Annotated in this window: 20 protein-coding genes; 14 read left to right on the top strand and 6 right to left on the bottom strand. The window is 62.9% G+C overall.

Translation table 11 applies throughout. The features are described from left to right. Positions 1–5 precede the first annotated feature (5 nt). A complete protein-coding gene (locus JWR51_RS16045; protein WP_299749584.1) occupies positions 6–458 on the top strand; it encodes a hypothetical protein in 453 nt (150 codons plus the stop codon). Between the two features lie 3 nt (positions 459–461). Here JWR51_RS16045 and JWR51_RS16050 read toward each other — a convergent pair whose 3' ends face one another. Genes JWR51_RS16050 through JWR51_RS16075 form a run of 6 tightly spaced genes read right to left on the bottom strand, consistent with a single transcriptional unit; the run spans position 462 to position 6,831 of the window. Then, a complete protein-coding gene (locus tag JWR51_RS16050) occupies positions 462–1,214 on the bottom strand; it encodes an SDR family oxidoreductase (protein ID WP_299749587.1) in 753 nt (250 codons plus the stop codon). Positions 1,215–1,273: 59 nt separating this feature from the next. After that, the gene (locus JWR51_RS16055; RefSeq protein ID WP_299749590.1) at positions 1,274–2,272 is read right to left on the bottom strand and encodes a substrate-binding domain-containing protein; all 999 of its coding nucleotides are present in this window, start codon (positions 2,270–2,272) and stop codon (positions 1,274–1,276) included. 44 nt (positions 2,273–2,316) lie between these two features. Then, on the bottom strand, positions 2,317–3,306 hold the full coding sequence (locus tag JWR51_RS16060) for an ABC transporter permease (RefSeq protein ID WP_299749593.1): 990 nt from the start codon (positions 3,304–3,306) through the stop codon (positions 2,317–2,319). Further along, positions 3,303–4,289 (bottom strand): ABC transporter permease, encoded by a 987-nt coding sequence (locus JWR51_RS16065; protein WP_299749596.1) that lies wholly within the window; start codon positions 4,287–4,289, stop codon positions 3,303–3,305. Before JWR51_RS16065 ends, JWR51_RS16060 begins: the two co-directional genes overlap by 4 nt. Next, on the bottom strand, positions 4,286–5,803 hold the full coding sequence (locus JWR51_RS16070) for a sugar ABC transporter ATP-binding protein (protein ID WP_299749599.1): 1,518 nt from the start codon (positions 5,801–5,803) through the stop codon (positions 4,286–4,288). Before JWR51_RS16070 ends, JWR51_RS16065 begins: the two co-directional genes overlap by 4 nt. After that, positions 5,800–6,831, bottom strand: coding sequence for an aldo/keto reductase (locus JWR51_RS16075; protein WP_299749602.1), 1,032 nt, complete (start codon positions 6,829–6,831; stop codon positions 5,800–5,802). The genes JWR51_RS16070 and JWR51_RS16075 overlap by 4 nt, the downstream gene beginning before the upstream one ends. A gap of 152 nt (positions 6,832–6,983) precedes the next feature. Between JWR51_RS16075 and JWR51_RS16080 the strand changes: the two genes are divergently transcribed. From JWR51_RS16080 to JWR51_RS16140, 13 genes are all read left to right on the top strand, one after another. Beyond that, positions 6,984–7,865 carry an amidohydrolase family protein gene (locus JWR51_RS16080; RefSeq protein ID WP_299749605.1) on the top strand — a complete coding sequence of 294 codons (882 nt, stop codon included), beginning with the start codon at positions 6,984–6,986 and terminating at the stop codon, positions 7,863–7,865. Between the two features lie 7 nt (positions 7,866–7,872). Continuing rightward, entirely contained in the window at positions 7,873–8,661 is a 789-nt protein-coding gene (locus JWR51_RS16085) for an FCD domain-containing protein (protein WP_299749608.1), read from the top strand. 7 nt (positions 8,662–8,668) lie between these two features. After that, on the top strand, positions 8,669–8,986 hold the full coding sequence (rhaM, locus tag JWR51_RS16090) for an L-rhamnose mutarotase (RefSeq protein ID WP_299749611.1): 318 nt from the start codon (positions 8,669–8,671) through the stop codon (positions 8,984–8,986). After that, the gene (gene rhmD, locus JWR51_RS16095; protein ID WP_299749614.1) at positions 8,983–10,167 is read left to right on the top strand and encodes an L-rhamnonate dehydratase; all 1,185 of its coding nucleotides are present in this window, start codon (positions 8,983–8,985) and stop codon (positions 10,165–10,167) included. The genes rhaM and rhmD overlap by 4 nt, the downstream gene beginning before the upstream one ends. Positions 10,168–10,287: 120 nt before the next feature. Further along, entirely contained in the window at positions 10,288–11,091 is an 804-nt protein-coding gene (locus tag JWR51_RS16100; RefSeq protein WP_299749617.1) for an ATP-binding cassette domain-containing protein, read from the top strand. A gap of 66 nt (positions 11,092–11,157) precedes the next feature. Then, entirely contained in the window at positions 11,158–12,213 is a 1,056-nt protein-coding gene (locus JWR51_RS16105) for a sugar ABC transporter substrate-binding protein (RefSeq protein WP_299749620.1), read from the top strand. 13 nt (positions 12,214–12,226) lie between these two features. After that, complete coding sequence (locus JWR51_RS16110) at positions 12,227–13,216, top strand: ABC transporter permease (RefSeq protein ID WP_299749623.1); 990 nt, start codon at positions 12,227–12,229, stop codon at positions 13,214–13,216. After that, complete coding sequence (locus tag JWR51_RS16115) at positions 13,213–14,211, top strand: ABC transporter permease (protein ID WP_299749626.1); 999 nt, start codon at positions 13,213–13,215, stop codon at positions 14,209–14,211. The genes JWR51_RS16110 and JWR51_RS16115 overlap by 4 nt, the downstream gene beginning before the upstream one ends. 36 nt (positions 14,212–14,247) lie before the next feature. Continuing rightward, a complete protein-coding gene (locus JWR51_RS16120; RefSeq protein WP_299749629.1) occupies positions 14,248–15,438 on the top strand; it encodes an enolase C-terminal domain-like protein in 1,191 nt (396 codons plus the stop codon). A gap of 18 nt (positions 15,439–15,456) precedes the next feature. Continuing rightward, positions 15,457–16,230 carry an IclR family transcriptional regulator gene (locus JWR51_RS16125; RefSeq protein ID WP_299749632.1) on the top strand — a complete coding sequence of 258 codons (774 nt, stop codon included), beginning with the start codon at positions 15,457–15,459 and terminating at the stop codon, positions 16,228–16,230. 9 nt (positions 16,231–16,239) lie between these two features. Further along, positions 16,240–16,542: an L-rhamnose mutarotase gene (locus JWR51_RS16130; RefSeq protein WP_299749636.1), complete on the top strand. Its 303-nt coding sequence runs from the start codon at positions 16,240–16,242 to the stop codon at positions 16,540–16,542. 25 nt (positions 16,543–16,567) lie between these two features. Beyond that, complete coding sequence (locus JWR51_RS16135; protein ID WP_299749639.1) at positions 16,568–17,485, top strand: dihydrodipicolinate synthase family protein; 918 nt, start codon at positions 16,568–16,570, stop codon at positions 17,483–17,485. Between the two features lie 3 nt (positions 17,486–17,488). Then, the gene (locus JWR51_RS16140) at positions 17,489–18,517 is read left to right on the top strand and encodes an aldo/keto reductase (protein ID WP_299749643.1); all 1,029 of its coding nucleotides are present in this window, start codon (positions 17,489–17,491) and stop codon (positions 18,515–18,517) included. Positions 18,518–18,688 lie beyond the last annotated feature (171 nt).

Below are 18,688 nucleotides of genomic sequence, written 5' to 3' on the forward strand. Positions count from 1 at the left end.
CCGCAGTGACGCTTGAGGCGCAGTTTGCGCTGATCCTCGAGGAGCACCGCCACAGCCTTGCCGCGCCACTGTCGGTGCGAAAGGTGCTGCTGGTGGCGGTGTTGCTCGACCATTTCGCTGACCTTGTGTTTGCGCAATTCCGAGACAGGCCGGAGCGGGTGTTCGGCGTGCCGGATGTGCTGGCGTGGCGCGCCACGCTGGCGGCGCAGTCAGCGGCACTGGGGCAGGTGGCCGAACTCGCCTCGGGCCGTCATGACGGTGCGACGCTACGGATCGACGCGATCACGGTGCCGATTGCCGATTATCCGGCGCTCGCCGTCGAGGACTATATGGTCAGCCTCTACAACCAAAACACGGTGCAGCGCGTCGTCGTCGTAAAACGCGACGGCAGCACGGCGCTGGCGCATGACGTACTGGCGGCGGCGCTCGACTATTGGGACAGCGCCAACTGGCGCTGAGTCTCAATAGGTGGCGCGGCCGCCCGAGAGGTCGAACACGGCGCCGGTGGTGAAAGAGTTTTCGGCGGTTGCCAGCCAGCAGATCATGGAGGCGGCCTCGCTGAGTTCCAGCATGCGACCGCGCGGAATCTTGCCGAGGATCATCTTGAGGAAGTCGGGATCCTGGCTCAGCGCCATGGTGGTTTTGGCGACGGCAGGAGTCACCGCGTTGACGGCTATATCGTATTTCGCCAGTTCCTTGCCGAGCGACTTGGTCAAGGCGATGACGCCGGCCTTGGTCGAAGAATAGGCGGAGGCGTTGGGATTGCCTTCCTTGCCGGCGACGGAGCTGAGATTGACGATGCGGCCATAGCCGGCGGCGATCATATGCGGGACCACGGCGCGGCAGACGAAGAACGTGCCGACCAGCCCGATATGGACGACGTCCATGAAATCCTGCGGCGGATATTCCCACAGGGGCGCATTGGGGCCGACGATGGCGGCGTTATTGATCAGGATGTCGATCTTGCCGAAGCGCGCCAGCACGGCAGCGACGGCGGCATCGACCGAGGCCATGTCGCCGATATCGGCGCGCAGGGCGATCAGCTTGTCATTGCCGGCGTATTTGGCATTGAGACTCGCGAGCAGTTTCTCGTCGCGGTCCCAGATGGCGACTGAGCCACCATTGGCGAGCATGGTTTCGGCGACCGTGAGGCCAATGCCTTGGCCACCGCCGGTGATGATGGCGGTGCGGCCGGCGAAATCATAGGTGTTCATGGCAAAATCCGGATTGAGAAAAAGGGCGCCGGCCTGATGACCGGCGCCCGGATGGGTTGTTAGAAGTCGAAGTCGTCGATGTTCTTCGCGTCGAACGTGGTCAGTTCGGCCTGGGTGTTCATGGCGTTCTTGTCGGCGATGGTGATGGTGCCGAGGTTGGGAACGTCAAACGTGCCGCCGACTTCGTTCTTGATGGTGCCGCCGATGACGCCGACGGCGAAGTGGGCTGCGAGCCAGCCTTCATTGTAGGGCGACCAAAGCTGGAACGCCGAGACAGTGCCGTCCTTGACGAAATCGCGCATTTCGCTGGGCAGGCCCAGGCCGGTCACATGCACGGTGGCGGCGATGCCGCGCGACTGCACAACCTGCGCGGCAGCCGCGATACCCACGGTGGTGGGCGCAATCACACCAACCAGATTTGGGTAGTTGGACAGCAGGGCTTCCATTTCGGTGGTCGATTTTTCGGGCTGGTCATCGCCATAGACGGTGGCGACCAGGTGCATGTCCTTGTACTTGGGATCGTTCTTGAGCGTGTCGTTCATCGCCGCGATCCAGGTGTTCTGGTCGGGGGCTTCGGTGGTAGCCGACAGGATGGCGATATCGCCCTTGTAGCCGATCATCGAGCCCATCAGCTCGACCTGGTTCGGGCCAGTCTTGGTGAAATCGACGGGCAGGATGGTGGCGTCGCGATGGCCTTCATTGCCGACGAGATCGCCGTTCACGGTCAGCACGAGAATGCCCTTTTCCTTGGCGGTATCGAGCACCTGGTTGAGCGCGTCGGGGCTATTGGGGGCAATGGCGATGACGTTCACGCCGCGCTGGATCTGCGCTTCGATAAACGGGATCTGCGAAGTGGCTTCGGCCGTGGCCGGGGCGACGAATTCGAACTCGCAGCCGAGCGACTTGCAGGCGTCTTCGAAGCCGCCGGTGATGCTGTCGAAATAGGGATTGCCGGTATTCTTGCCGATATAGACGATCTTAATCGGGTCGGCGGCGTAGGCGGTGGTGACCATAGCGACGCCGATGGCGAGCCCGGCGAGTAGAGTTTTCTTGAGCACTTCTTCCTCCTCAGTGTGCCGGTGTTTCCCGGCGGAATAGCCCGTCACCGCTGGGTGCGGGAATAGATGAAATTGGTGGCGATGATGGAGACGATCAGCAGCACGCCCAGCACGACAAGCTGGACGGCCGGCAGGACGTTGGCGACGGTCATGCCTGTCGAAACGATGACCAGGAGCCACGCCGCAAGAAAGGTGCCGAGGATGGTGCCGCGGCCGCCGAAAATATAGGTGCCGCCGAGCATGGCCATCAGCACCATCTGCAATTCGCCGCCGAGACCGAGATCGTAGCGGACGGAGCCGAGGCGCGAGGCGGTCATCAGGCCGGCGACGGCGCTGACGAGACCCATCAGCAGGAACAGGCTCATCTTGATGCGCTGGCTGCGAATGCCGGCATGGCGCGCAGCGACCTCATTGGTGCCGATCTGGTAGATTTGGCGGCCGAAGATGGTCATGGACAGCACGACGCCGAGGATGACCGACATGACGATGAAGATCAGCACGGTCAGCGGAATGCCGGCGATCAGCACGGTGTTGATGCCGATGAACCAGTCCGGCACGCGGATGGACTTGTCGCCGGCGATGACCTGGGCGAGGCCGCGATAGAGGGTCAGCGTGCCGATGGTGACGATGATCGACGGAATTTGCAGGCGGATGACCATGAAGCCATTGATCGCGCCCATGACGAGACCGGCAAAGAGGCCGATGGCGATGGCCAGCGGCATGGGCACGCCGGCCTGCTGCGCGAAGGCGAAGAGGCAGGCCGACAGCGCCATATTGGCGGCGGGCGAGAGATCGATTTCGCCGGCGATGATGACCATGGTCAAAACCAGCGCGACGATGGCGAATTCGGCCGAGAGCGTGAAGCTGCGCAGGATATAGCCGACATCGAGGAAGTAGGGCGACAGCAGGCTGGCGCCGAACAAAGCGAGGATCAGCAGCACCAGCGTCATGGTTTCGGGACGGATGACGATGACCTGCCAACGCGGACGGGCGGGGGGCAGTTCGCGTGCGGCGGGCGTCTGGATGGCACTCATGCGCGCGCCCTCGTAAGGCTCTTTATGCCCTGCTGCCGCACGGTGCGATCGATCAGCAAAGCGATCAGGATGACGGCGCCGTAGATGGCGCTTTGGGTCGTGCCGGGAATGCCAAGCAAGGGCAGGGCGGCGGCGACGCAGCCGAGCAACAGGACACCGAGGATAGTGCCGAGTACGGTGCCGACACCGCCATTGATCGAGACGCCGCCGATGACCACCGCGGCGATCACCTGGAACTCGAAGCCCGAGCCGGTATTGGACGGATTCACAAAACCCCAGCGGCTGGCATAGAGAATGCCGGCAAGGCCGGAGAGCGCCCCGGAAATCGAAAACACCAAGAGCGTGACGCGAGTCACGGCTACGCCGCGCAAGGGAGCGGCGACAGGATTGGAGCCGAGGGCAAAAATCTGCCGGCCGACGCGGGTGTGCATGACGAAAATGTAGGTCAGCAGTGCGACGCCGAAGCTGATGAAGATGATCCACGGAATGCCAAAAATCGGCGAGGTCTGTGACATGGCCTTGAGTGCCGAGGGGACGTATTGCCGGTCGATCTGCTTGGCGTTGGAGACGATGTAGGTCAGGCCGCGATAGAGATTGAGCGTGCCCAGCGTCACGATGATGGCGGGCAGGCGGAATAGCGTGACCAGGAGGCCATTGATCAGGCCGAGCAGGGCGCCGGTGCCGATCGAAACGAGGAAGCCGATGGGCCACCAGATTTCGGGATGAAACTTGAACATCATGCCGGTGACCATGGCCGAAAAGCCGAGCATGGAGCCGATGGACAGATCGACATGGCGGGCGACGACGACCAGCATCTGTCCCATGGCGCCGATCAGGATCAGCGGGGTCAGCAGCAGGATGATGCGCAGGCTATCGAGGGTGAGGAATTGCGGCTTCTGCGTGCCCACGGCGAGACAGAACAGTACGATCATCACCGCGATGCCGGCTTCGCGCCGGAGCAGGATATTGCGGAGCGCGCTCATGCAGCCACTCCGGCGCGGGCTGTGCGGGGCACGGCGGCACTCATGATGGTTTCCTGCGTAGCGTCGGCGCGGGCAATATCGGCGGTGAGCCGGCCTTCGGACATGACGAGGATGCGGTCGCACAGCGCCAGCAGCTCGGGCAATTCGGACGAGATCAAGAGGATGGCGCGGCCGGAGGCGGCCAGATCGCCGATCATGTCGTAGAACTCCGCCTTGACGCCGATATCGATGCCGCGCGTCGGCTCGTCGAGAATGAGGACGCTGGGATCGGTCAGCAACCAGCGCGCCAGGATCGCCTTCTGCTGATTGCCGCCTGAGAGTTCGCCGATGGGCTGGCGCAGCGAGGCCAGCTTGATCGAGAGCTTGCGGACGGACTCCTGTGCCAGGGCCTTTTCGACTGCGCGCTGGATGAAGCCCGCGGGAGCGACCTGCTTGGGGACGGCGGCCGAGATGTTTTCCTCCACCGACAGGGTGCGGAAAATGCCGGCGGCGGCGCGATCTTCGGGAACGAAGGCGAGGCCCAGATCGATGGCCTGGGCTGGCTCAGTGATGCTGACCCGCTTGCCGGCCACGGTGACGGTGCCGCTGGTGGCGGGCGCGACGCCGAAAATGGCGCGGGCCACATCGGTGCGACCGGCGCCAACCAGGCCGCCAAGGCCGACGATCTCGCCTTTGCGGACTTCAAAACTGATGTCGTGGAAGACGCCGGGCAGCGTCAGGCCCTCGACCTTGAGCGCCACGTCGCCAATCTGGGCGCGGGCCTTGTGGCGGAATTCCTTGAGCGGGCGGCCGATCATCAGGCGGATGATGTCTGCATCGGTCAGATTGCCGATGGTGTCGGTGGCGATCTTGTTGCCGTCGCGGAATATGGTGACGCGGTCGCAGAGCGCGCGCACTTCTTCGAGCCGATGCGAGATGAAGACGATGGTGCGGCCTTCGTCGCGCAGGCGGCGGGCGATGCCGAACAGGGTTTCGACTTCCTTGGGCGTCAGCGGCGCGGTGGGCTCGTCCATGATGATGAGGCGGCTGTCCGACGCCAGCGCGCGGGCGATTTCGACCATCTGCTGATCAGCAATGGAGAGGCCCCGCATCGGCCTGGTGACATCGATACGCACGCCGAGCAGGTCCATCAGCGCTCGCGCGTTGCGGGTCATTTCCGCCCACGGCACTCTGGCGAACCAGCCGCCGTCGCCGCGGCCGAGCACGAGGTTCTCGGCAACCGACAGGTCGGGGAAGGAGATCGGCTCCTGATGGATCAGGGTAATGCCGAGCTTCTGCGCCACGATGGGATTAAGAATCTCGACCGGCTCGCCATTCAGCGTCAGCGTGCCGCGCGAGGGGCGATGCACGCCGGCGAGAATCTTGGCGAAGGTGGATTTGCCAGCGCCGTTCTCGCCCAGCAGCGCGTGGATTTCGCCGCGCTGCAGGTCGAGATCGACATCGCGCAGCACCTCGATGGCAGCGAAGTGCTTAGAGATGCCGCGGGCGCTGATGAGGGGCGTGGTGTCGGTCACGGTGTGGGCACCGGAGCGCCGGCTTCCAGCAGGCCTTGCGTCTTGAGGTCGGACCAGAAGGTGGCGGGGATCGATACGCCGAGCGCCGCGACGTTCTGCCGAACCTCATCAGGACCGGCTGCGCCGGGAATGATCGAGACGACGGCGGGATGGGCCAGCGGGAATTGCAGCGCGGCGACGGGCAGGCGCACATCATGTGCCGCGCATACTGCCTCGATGGCGCGAACCTTCGCCTGCACTTCGGGAGAGGCCGCCCCATAGGCGTACATGGCGCCAGCGCCCGAGCCGGTCACCAGAATGCCCGAGGCGAAGGGCGCGCCGATGATGACGCCGACCCGGCGCTCAAGGCAAAGCTGCATATCGGTGTGCAGGATGGTCTGGTTGAGCAGCGTATAGGGCATGGCCACGATGGCGAAATCGACATCGATTTCAGCGAGCTTGTGGCCCAGGTCACCGGGGATATTGTTCCCCAGCCCAATGGCCTTGATGTCGCCATTGGCCTTGAGTTCAGCCAGCGCCTTCATGCCGCCGCCGGTGAGCTGCTTCATATATACGGCGACCTGTTCGGGCGTGTGGAACATGGTGTCGATGTCGTGGATGGTCAGGGAATCGACCGTGTTTAGCGCCAGGCGCTGCAGCAGCTGCTCGTAGGAGCGCATGATGCCGTCATAGGTGTAGTCGAACACCACATCGAAGGGCAGGCCGCCGGTCCAAGGGGCGGTGCTGAACGTGCTGGGATCGGCGGGGCGAGTGAGGATGCGGCCGACCTTGGTGTTGATGGTGAATTCGGCGCGCGGCTTGGTGCGAAGGAACCCGCCGAGACGATGCTCGGAGAGGCCGCGACCATACCAGGCCGCGGTATCATAGGCGTGCACGCCGATATCCCACGCGGCCTCCAGCGTCGCATCGGACTGGGCCTCGGTGAGCTTTTGATAGAGCTCGCCCAGATGGGCGGCACCAAAGCCGAAGATTGGCAATTCCAGCGCGGTGCGGCCGACGCGGCGACGATCCGATAGTGCCAGTGACATCGCCTGAACCTCCTCCGCCGACCCTTGGTGGCTCTGCGGCCGCCTTGATCGAGGCGAAACTTGTCAGACAAAAATAAGTTTGACAAGTTCTAAAGTTGTGCCATTTCTGGCGGCAAGTTCACGTTGATGAACACGGAAGTGGGACGTCACCAATGCCGAATTTCCCCATCATCGATACGCATCTGCACATCTTCGATCACAGCCGGCTGAGCTATACCGGGTTCAAGGGTCATCCGATTTTCGGCCGCGACCATCACATCGAGGACTATGCGGCGGCGCTCGGCCGCGTCGATGTCGATGCCATGGTGTTCCTCGAATGCTATGCCGATTTCACGCCGACCAGCGGGCAGTATCTTGAGGAAATCGAGTTCGTCGAAGAGGAGGCGCAGCGCGACCAGCGCCTCAAGGCGATCGTGCCGATGGCGCCGCTGGAATGGGGCAGCCGGGTCGAGCCGATGCTGGAGGAGATGGCCAGCAAGCATCCGATGGTGCGCGGCATTCGCCGTATCGTCGAGTTCGATGCCGATCCGCGGGCGCTGACGCTGAGCCGGGACTTTGTCGAGGGTGTGAACCTCTTGGAAAAGTTCGGCTATCACTTTGAGATCAACGTCAATCATACGCAGATGGATATCGTGCGCGAGTTCGTCCGCCGCATTCCCAATGTGCGGCTGATCCTCGATCATTGCGGCAAGCCGGGAATCGCGGAGGGGGCAATCGCGCAATATCGCGACGATGTCGCCGAGCTGGCGCGGCATCCGAACCTGTGGATCAAGCTGTCGGACCTGCCGGTGGAGGCCGACAAGAAGACCTGGACGGAGGCCGACCTTCGCCCGTTCATTGCCGCGACGCTGGAAAGTTTCGGTGTCGAGCGGACCATTTATGGCGGCGACTATCCGGTATGCCTGCAGGCCACGACCTTGCCGCGCTGGGTGGATGTGCTCGACAAGGCGTTCGCCGACCTGGGGCTGAGCGAGGCGGACACGCGAAAAATCTATCGTGACAATGCCAACAGCTTCTATCGGCTCGGGCTCTAGGGGCAGCATGGTCAAACCGGTGACATCAGTGTTCGAAGGCGGTTTTGAACCGGGCGATGGCCTGGTGGATGAGGGCGGCCAGGATTTTGGCGGTGTCGCGCTGGACCGCAAGTCGCTGGCCGAGCAGGTCGCCAACCGCATCATGGCGATGATCAAGAGCGGCAATCTGAAATCGGGGGACAAGCTGCCCACTGAGGCGCAGATGGGCATCGCCTTCGGCATTTCGCGGCCGCCGCTGCGCGAGGCGCTCAAGGCGCTGACGCTGATGGGCGTGCTGGTGAGCCGGCAGGGCGGGCGCTACACCGTCACTGACTTGACGCCCACACGGCTGGTCGCGCCGTTCAATACCATGCTGTCGGTCGCCGACTATGACGTGCACAAGCAGTTCGAGGCCCGTACCGTGGTCGATCTGGAACTGGTGCGGCTCTGTGCCCTGCGCGCCTCGCCCGAACTGCGGCAGCGCATCCACAAGCTGGCGGTGGACGGCAAGGCGTTCGAGCACGATCCCGTGGCTTTCCGCCTGCTGGACATCGAATTCCACCAAGCCATCAACGGCGGCGCGGCCAACGAGCTGTTATCGGCGCTGGCGCAGGTCTTGTACGACATGGGGCTGGATGTGCGGCGGACGGCCAGCGAAGTGCCCGGCGTGATTTCGCATAGTGTCAGTCAACATATCGCGGTGGCCGACGCGCTGGTCGCGGGCGATGCGGCGGCAGCGGTGGCCGCCTATCGCGCCCATCTCGAACATGTTCGCGACACCACCATCCAGTCCATGGAAGCCGGCAAACTTCAGTAGGTCCACAATGTCAGAACGCATCGCCTTCCGCATGAACCTCAATCCCGGCCAGGCCGCCGAATACGAAAAGCGCCACGACGAGATTTTCCCCGAGCTGTCGCAGGCCCTCAAGGATGCCGGCGTGTCGGATTATTCGATCTGGCTCGATCCCGAGACCCACCACCTATTCGGCATTTTGACGCGCACCGACGATCACACCATGGACAAGCTGCCCGAGACCGAAATCATGAAGCGGTGGTGGAAGCATATGGCCGACGTGATGGAGACGGATGCCAATAACGTGCCCAGTCAGGTAGCGCTGAAGCGCGTGTTCCTGCTGCCATGAGCGCGGCCTTCCGCATCAAGGATCTGCGGGTCTACACGATCAAGCCATCGGCGAAGGCCGGGACCTATTTCAAGCCGGGCCTGTCCAATCACTGGCTGGTGGACTCGCTGATTTCCAATCCGATGTCGGGCTATCCGGCGTTCCGCGAGAAGCGGTCGAGCTGGGGCATCGGCGTGCTGGGTGCTCTGGTGGTCGAGATCGAAACCGAGGACGGCACGGTCGGGGTCGCGACCGGCAGTGGTGGCGCGCCGGCGGCATGGTTGATCAAGCACCATTTTGCGCGGTTCGTGGTGGGCCAGGATGCGCGCAATCTCAACCTGATCTGGGACCAGCTCTATCGCTCCTCGCTGCCCTATGGCCGCAAAGGGCTGCCGATCATGGCGATCAGTGCCGTCGACCTGGCGCTGTGGGACCTGGTGGGCAAGGTGCGGAACGAGCCGGTCTATAATCTGATCGGTGGGCTCAGCCGCGACGAGATCACCTTCTACTGCACCGGCCCGGCGCCGGACGCCATCAAGGCCCTCGGCTTCTGGGGCGCCAAAGTGCCGCTGCCGCATAGCCATTTCGATGGCGAGGAAGGGCTGCGGGCGAACGTGGCGTTCCTCGCGGCGCATCGCGAAACGGTAGGGCCCGACTATCCGCTGATGGTCGATTGCTACATGTCGCTGACGGTGGACTATGCGATCCGGCTGGCGGAAGCCTGCAAGCATCTCAATATCCATTGGTGGGAAGAGGTATTGTCGCCCGAGGATATCGAGGGGTTCCGCGCCATCAAGCACGCGCATCCCACACTCAAATGGACCACCGGCGAGCACGAATATACCCGCTACGGCTTCCGTCGGCTGATCGAGGAGCGCACGCTCGATATCGTGCAGCCTGACGTGATGTGGGTCGGGGGGATGACCGAATTGCTCAAGATCGCAGCGCATGCCTCGGCGTACGACATTCCGGTCGTGCCGCATGGCAGCGGGCCGTATTCGTATCAGTTCATCGCCAGCCAGCCGGGGCCGGCCTTTTGCGAATATGTGGCCGCCAGCCCCGACGGGCAGACCATCATGCCGGTGTTTGGCGACCTGTTCGAGGGCGAGCCAATGCCGCAGAACGGCAAGCTTCGGCTATCGGAGGCACCCGGTTTCGGCATGACGCTGGCCGATCGCGACGTGCTGGAAGCCGTCGTCTAGCTGGTCCTATTAGTCGTTGGTCTGAGACGCTACAGGTGCCTTGACACCCAGCCTCCCAGCACGCTAGCGTTCTATATATGGTACGAGTGTTCCAAATATGGAACATCAGGAGGCGTACTCATGAATGATCCGGTAGCTCAGCCTGTGCTTGAAGCACGCCATATCGCGCGGCATTTTGGTGCCGTGATCGCGCTGGCCGATGCGTCGCTGACGTTGAATCGGCACGAAGTGCTGGGGCTGGTCGGCGATAATGGCGCCGGCAAGTCGACGCTACTCAAAATCCTGTCCGGTATCGTCAGCGCCAGCAGTGGCGAAGTGCTGGTCGATGGTGCGCCGATCCAGTTGCGCCGCGCGCAGGACGCCATGGATGCGGGGATCGAGACGGTCTACCAGGACCTGGCTTTGGTCGACACCATGACCGCCTATCAGAACGTCTATCTGGGCCGCGAGGAGATTTCCAAGAACCCGGTCGCCCGCTTCTTCAACCTGGTCGATGACAAGCAGATGCGGCAGCGGGCACGCGAAGTGCTCGACAGCCTGCAGGTCAAAATTCCCTCGATCAATGTGACGGTCAAAGGCATGTCGGGCGGCCAGCGCCAGTGTCTTGCCATTGCCCGCGCGCTGCTCTGGGGTCGTCGTATCGTCATCCTCGATGAGCCGACCGCGGCGCTGGGCGTGCGCGAAACCGGTCAGGTGCTCGACGTCATCCGCGAACTGCGCAAGCAGGACGTCAGCGTGATCATCGTCAGCCACAATATGCAGCAATTGATGTCCGTTGCCGACCGCATCACCGTGATGCGGCTGGGCCGCTCGATTGCCACGCGCACAGTCAAGGACACGCAGGTGTCCGAAATCGTCGGCCTGATCACCGGAGCCATTCCGGGCGATCATCAGGAGGAGGCCGCGACACTCGCTACCGCCTAAATCCCGCCCAGAACCGGATCAACCGGCAGGCGGACATCGGACTATCGCACCCTTGAGGAGGAACCCATGCTGCGTCGGTCTCTGCGCGTCATCGCCATGATGATGCTTACACTCGTACTTGCCGCAACCGGCTTTGCCGGTACGGCCTCGGCCCAGGATAAATTCAAGCTCGGCATGGCCGTTGGCGGCAATACCTGCTGCGAATGGATGAAGGCACAGGGCGACGTCGCCCGCGCGCTGGCCGAAAAGAACGGCTGGGATTATGTCGAACTCTCCAACAACAACGATCCCGCAACGGCGCTGAAGAATGCGCAGATTTTTGTGCAGGAAGGCGTCAACGCGGTCATCCAGTTCAATGGCCAGCCGTCGTCCAACCCGGCGATCGCCGCCGTGCTCAAGGCCGCCAATATCCCGGTCGTCACCTATGATATCGCCGATCCCGGCATGTATTTTGTCGGCATCGACAACCTTGCGGCCGGTATTGCCGGCGGCAAGCAGCTCGGCGAGGTGATCAAGGCCAAGTGGGACTGCAATCCGGACCTGGTGATCTCGGCGGAAGGCGCTTCGGCCGGCATCGTCAACGAATGGCGCACTGGCGGCATGCGCACCGGCCTCAAGGAAGTGTGCCCGGATATTCCGGATGAAAAGTGGGTGTCGTTCGAAAGCCAGGGTGATGCTGCTGTTGGCTTGCCGGCGGCCCGCGATCTGCTCGCCGCTCATCCCGATGCCAAGAACATGGCCGTGGTCGGTCTCAATGACGGCGGCGTGCTGTCGCTGATCAATGCCGCCGAACAGCTTGGCCGCGCCGATGGCGTGATCGGCTGGGGCCAGGACGGCGCCTTCATCACCGGCGACAACGTCAATCCGCACCTTGCGGGCTCGGTGTTCTACTTCCTCGAAGGCTATGCGGTTTACGCCATCAAGGATGTGATCGGGCCGATCGCTGCAGACACTGTTCCCCCGCTCAAGGCCGATGCGGGCGATCCGGCATCCAAGGTGCAGCCATGCCCGGTTTCGGCCGAGCAGGCCAAGGCGGTGCCGGACATGGCTGAACGCGTGACGCAACTGCTCGCGGCCCCTTCTGGGACCACCGAGTACGAACTGTTCTGCCCGAACAAGTAAGCCGAGTAGCCCGATGTCCCTCGATCAAACCATTGTTGCCTCCCCGCCAGCCACGGTGCTGCAGGTGCGGTTCCACGGTTGGGGCACCGGGCTCATGCTCATCGCCGCGTGGCTGCTGCTAATCGCAGCCACCGGCATCTACCGCGCCGACTTCATCTCACACCAGACGCTGCTGGCCGTCGCCTTCACCATGTCGATCGTCGGCGTGCTGTCGATCGGGCAGGGGCTGGTCGCCATTTCGGGCGGCTTCATCGACCTCAGTCAGCCCGCCGGCATGATCACCGCAAGTCTTGTGGTGGTCCGGCTGTCGGAAGCCGGCATGCCGCTCTTAGTGGTCATCATCGGCGCTATTCTCGCCGGCATGGCGTGGGGCGCCTTCAACGCCTGCATCATCGTTTTCGCCAAGCTCAATCCGGTGATCGTGACGCTGGCGACCAATTTCATCGGCCTCGCGGCTTTGTTCCTGGTGTTCCAGCTCGCCGAAGTGCCGCAGCGCAGCGAGATTTATGCCTTCGGCCGCGCCAGCTTTCTCGGACTGCCGGCGATCTGGTGGCCGATGGTGGCGCTGGTATTGGTGGTCGGCTTCATGCTGCCGCGCACGCGGTATGGACGGCGCGCGACCGCGGTCGGCGGCAATCGCATGGCGGCGCGGGCGCGGGGGATTTCGCTCAAGGCGACGCGGTTCGCCGTTTTCACCATTGCCGGTGGCTTCGTTGGCTTCGCCGCCGTGCTGTTCGCTGCCACCAGCGGACCATTCAATCCGGGCTCCGGCAGTGCCATGCAGCTCAATATCATTGCCGGGGTGATCCTGGCGGGGATTTCGCTGGCCGGTGGGCGCGGCAATTTCTGGATGCTGCTGCTCAGCGTCGGTTTCCTGTCCACCATTCCGACCTCGCTGGTGTTCTTTGGGCTGTCCTCGGACACCCAATCGATCTTCCAGGGCCTGATCCTGGTCATCGCGGTCGCCATCGATGGCCTGCGCGCACGGAGAGGAACGCCATGACCGACCTTGCCGCCAAGCGCGACGCCTATGTCATTCCCCATCACCCGGTGCGCGACCTGCTGACCGGCTCGGTGGCCAGCATCGCGCTGACCTTTATCCTGGTGCTGGCGGTGGGGCTGATCTGGGTCGGACCAAAATTCCTGAGCTTCGGCAATATCAGCATCATGGGCTCGTTTCTGGTCGTCCCGCTGATCGTGGGTGCCTTTGCGGGCTTCGCGCTGCTATCGGGCGTGGTCGATCTGTCGATCGGCTCGATGGTGGGCTTCTCGTCGGCGCTGTTTGCCACGTTCCTGACGCTGGGTTGGGACCCATGGGCGGCCGCCCCGGTGACGCTGCTGGCCTGCCTCTTCTTCGGCGGCATCAATGCCATCGCCATTGTGGGGTTCGGGGCCGAGGCGATCGCGGCCACATTGGGCATGCTGGTGGCCCTGCGCGGCATCACCTGGGTGTTGCTGGGACCGCAGGGATCGATCTTTTCATTCAATCCGGGCCTGTTCGCGCTGGTCAATCAGTCCGTATTCGGCTTGCCACTGTTCTTCCTGCTTGCCGCAGTGTTGACGCTGCTCACATCGATCATGGTGTCCAAAAGCCGGCTCGGCCGTCATATACAGGCCGTCGGCGGCGATGATCGTGCCGCGGCGCGCGCTGGCATTTCCGTCAACCGCGTGCGGGTGGTAGCGCTGTTGCTGAGCGCCTTTGGCGGCGGCATCGGTGGCATCGTGTTCGCCGGCCAATTGGGCAGCGCTGCGCGCGCCACCGGCGTCGGCCTCGAATTTCAGGTTTATGCGGCGCTGATGATCGGCGGCTATTCGATCCTGCGTGGTGGCGTCGGCAATCCGATCGGCGGCGCGCTGGGGCTGCTGGCGGTGGCGGGAGTGTCCAACATTCTCGATCTGCGCTCGATCAGCCCATACTACGTCAACATCATTGTCGGCCTGCTGCTTCTGGCGGCCGTCCTGCTCGACCGCTTCCGTGGCGGCGACGCGTACGAATAATCCATCCAAAGCTTCGTTCGAAAAGGCCATATTGCCGTGAAAATCACCGATATCCGCATCAAGACTTTCCGCACCTATGCCGATCGCTGGGACGTGGGCCATGCGCTGCCCGTGCCCAAAGCTGACCTGATGCAGACGATCCTCGCAATCGAGACCGATGCCGGGGTGACCGGCTATTACCTGGGCGGCGGCTCGCATGGCGATGCCGAGGGGCTCAATATCGTCGACCAGCAGATGATCCGCGGCCGCATCCTGCCGCTGCTCAAGGGGCAGGACCCGCTCGACCGCGAAATGGTGTGGAAGTGGCTGTGGATCAACAATACGCCCGAAAATGTCGCGAGCGTCATCGACAACGCGCTGTGGGATCTGGCGGGCCGTGCCTTCAATACCCCAGTCTATAAGCTGATGGGCGGCGCCGGGCGCGAAAAGGTCAAAGCCTACGCCTCCACCTATCCCAATATCGGCAAGCCGCACGTCTATGCCGAGCATGCTTTGGCCTGCAAGAACGAGGGCTACCAGGCCTACAAGATCCATCCGCACTACTTCTGGAACCCCGAGACCGGCCAGCCGACGCCCGGCCGTCCGAGCAATATCAAGGCCGATATCGAGACCTGCCATCTGGTGCGCGAGGCCGTGGGGCCGGACTACGTGCTGATGTTCGATCCCTGGGGGACGTATATGAGCATGGAAGAAGCCATCCAGGTCGGGCGCGAGCTGGAGAAGCTCAATTTCTACTGGTACGAGCATCCGATGCCCGAATACCGGGTCGAAAGCTACGTGCGGCTCAGCCGCGAACTCTCGATCCCGATCCTGTCGCCGGAGATCATTGCCGGTGGCGTGTTCTCGCGCGCCGAGTGGATTCTGCGTGGCGCCGGCGACATGAGCCGCATCGACGTGGTGCGCGGCGGCATTACCGGGGCGCGCAAGACGGCAATCGTCGCCGAGGCCTATGGCCTGCGCTGCGAAATGCACATGGCGGGCTGGGGCAATCTGCAGGTCATCGGCGCGACTTCGGAAGACACATCCGAATATTACGAGAAGGGCCTGCTGGCGCCCGGCGTCGATTATGACGCGCCGCATCCCTACCTCAAGAACACCTGTGACAAGATCGATTCCGAGGGCTACGTGCACATGCCCACCGGCCCCGGCATGGGCTATGAAATCGAGTGGGACTATATCGACGACAACCTGATCGATCCCTTGGCCCTCGAAAAGAAGTTCTGGTAGCGGGGAAAATCAGTCTCAATGTCGAGCATCAAGCGATCAGTGCAGGTGATGGACCTTTTGGCGCGCAAGAGCCCGTTGGGGGTGCGTGCCATCGCCACCCAATTGGCTCTGCCACTGGGCTCGGTGCATCGCCTGCTGCTCGACCTTGAGGAGGAGGGCATTGCCGAGCGGACCGCCGATGGCGAGTGGGAGCTGTCGTTCCGGCTGCTGGAGATCACCGGCAGCCAGCTCGAGCGGATCGAATTGCCGCGGCTGGCCCGGCCCTATGCCGAAAAGATCGCCCAGGCGACAGGCGAGACGGTCAACCTCAATGCGCTGAGCGGGCGCAATGGTGTGTGCATCGACAAGGTGCGCGGCAATGAGGGCATGCAGCTCGACATGCGCATCGGCTCGCGCGGGCCGATGCATTGCGGCGGGGCCGGCAAGGTGATGCTGGCCTATATGGCGCCGTCCGAGCAGGCCAAGGTGTTCGAACTGCCGTTGGTGGCGCTGACGGCCAGGACCATCACCGATCTCGACGTGCTCAAGGCGGAACTCGTGCGCATCAAGGCGCGCGGCTATTCGATCGACGACCAGGAAGTGGTGATCGGGGTCTATTGCGTCTCGGTGCCGATCCTCGATCGCAACGGGCACCCGGCAGGATCGATGAGCATTACCGGACCATCGGTGAAGGCGCCGGGTGACGATATTTTGCCCAAGGTGGCGATGCTCAACGAGGCCTGCGGCGCGGTCAGCCGGCGTATCGGCTATCTGGGCGACTGGCCGCTGCTGGCCCAACCGGTTGCGGCTTAGGGGAAAACGATGCGGCATGCATGGGTGATGAAGCTCAAGGCGGGCAACGAGACGATCTACAAGCGCAAGCATGACGAGATCTGGCCCGAAATGCTGGACCTGATGGCGCGCAACGGCACCCATAATTTCTCCATCTATCGCTATGGCCTGCTGCTGTTCGCCTATCAGGAGCTGGACCACGCGCCTCTGCCCGGTGCGCCGATCGATCCCATCGTGTGGAAGTGGTGGGAGATGATGGCGCCCTACATGGAAACCAATGCGGATTTCTCGCCCTGGCAGGAGCCGCTTGACGAAATGTTCCACGCCGACTGACGCCCCATTTTTTCAGAGAGTTTTCATGTCCCTCCCAATGCTGCATGGCGTCGTCCCCATCCTCATCACTCCGTTCTTCGCAGACGGAAGGATTGACGAGGAAAGCCTCGTCAATCTGGTCGAATTCAATATTGCCGCCGGCGTGCATGGACTGGGCGTGGCGCTCGGCAGCGAGATTTTCAAGTTCAACGAAGCCGAGCGCGAGCAGGTGACGCGCTGCGTGATCAAAAGCGCCGCCAAACGTTGCCCGATTGTTATCAATAGTGGCGCAGCAGGGACCGATCTTGCGGTGTTTTATTCCCGTGCCGCCGAGGCCGCGGGTGCCGATGCGCTGATGGTGATCCCCCCCTCGTTCATGCCGGTCAGCGCCGAGGAAATCTTCGATTGTTACGTGGCCATCGACCGCAATGTGGGTATTCCGATCATCCTGCAGGACGTGCCGCAGGGGCCAGTGGGGCCAGCCTTGGCGCTGCGCATCGCCGACGCCTGCAAAAACGTCAAATATATCAAGGTCGAAACCCTGCCGGTGACCAGCAAGGTGGCCGCCATGTCTGCCGTCGCCGGTGAGCGATTGACCATTTTCGGCGGCGCCGGCGGCAGCTACTTCATCGAGGAAATGCGCCGCGGCGCGCTTGGCACCATGCCATTCTGCAGCCAACCCGCTGATTTTGTTGCCGTTTGGGACGCGTTCCGCGCCGGCGACGAGACTACAGCGCGAGACCATTTCGACCGCACCATCATGGCCATCAACCGGCTGGGCAACCAGGGCGGCGATATCTTCTACTACATACACAAGCAGCTTCTGGTCCGTCGCGGCGTCATCCGCACGGCCATGGTGCGCAGCCCAACAACGGCGATCGACCCGGTGACAGCGCGCGAGATCGAGGAACTGCTGGCACAGATCGTGCCGGTCCCGGTGCCGTTCGGCCAGTTCGCGGCCTAGGCGGTGGACCCGTTCCAACAGCGCCAACTCGGCCGCACCGGCGTGACGCTGCCGCAGCTCGGCTTCGGCGGCGCGCCGCTGGGCAATCTGTTCACGGCGGTGAGCGAAGCCGATGCGGTTGCGACCATGGAGACCGCCTGGGCCGAGGGCGTGCGCTATTACGATACCTCGCCGTGGTATGGGCGCGGCCTCAGCGAGCGCCGCGTGGGCAGTTTCCTGCTCAATCAACCACGCGAAGAATTTCGGCTCTCCACCAAGGTAGGGCGCATCTTCACCGCCCCGGCCGATCCTGAGGCTTTTGCCCAGACGCAACGCTCCTGGCCCCAAGGGCTCAAGTTCGAACATCACTACGACTATTCCTATGACGGGGTGATGCGCTCCTATGAGGATAGTCTGCAAAGACTCGGCATGAACCGGATCGACATGCTGCTGATCCACGATCTCGATCTGGCCAATATGGGGTCCGAGGCACTGCTGGCGGCGCATCTGAGCCAATTGGCGACGGGCGGAATGCGGGCGCTGCAGGAGCTGAAAGCCAATGGGCTGATTGGGGCCATCGGGGCAGGGGTGAACCGGCTGGGCACCATTCCGCGCTTTCTCGATCTGCTCGATCTCGATTTCTTCCTCGTCGCGCTGCCCTATACGCTGGCCGAGCAGCCGGTGCTGGATGAAGAATTCCCGTTGTGCGAGGAACGCGGCGTTGGACTCATCATCGGTGGCGTGTTCGCCTCCGGCATTCTGGCGACCGGTGTGGTGCCGGGTGCCAGGTACAATTATCACGAACCATCCCCGGCAGAATCCGAGCACGTGCGCCGCATAGAGGCGGTATGCGCACGGCACGGAGTGCCACTGGCGGCGGCTGCGCTGCAATTCCCGCTGCACCATCCGCTGGTTGCATCAGTGATTCCGGGCGCGCTGCATCCCACCCAGGTCGGCCGCAACATTGAATCCATGCGCCATCCGATTCCGCGCGCGCTTTGGACCGAACTGAAACAGGACGGCCTATTACGCGCAGACGCCCCAACACCTTAGGGTCTTGGGCGAGTTATCCACACGGCTTGATCCGGCGAATCTACAAAAAGTCAGTTTTGTCATTTTCCGGGCTTTACAGGTCAAACACCTGCCCCTATAACCCGGCTCATCGCTGGAGACGCGGTGCTGGCGACGGCGCTGACGACCGGCAAGCTTCTGAAGTTGCTGAGC

Origin of the sequence: Devosia sp. (assembly GCF_028290625.1) — a bacterium.
Classification (GTDB): Bacteria; Pseudomonadota; Alphaproteobacteria; order Rhizobiales; family Devosiaceae; genus Devosia.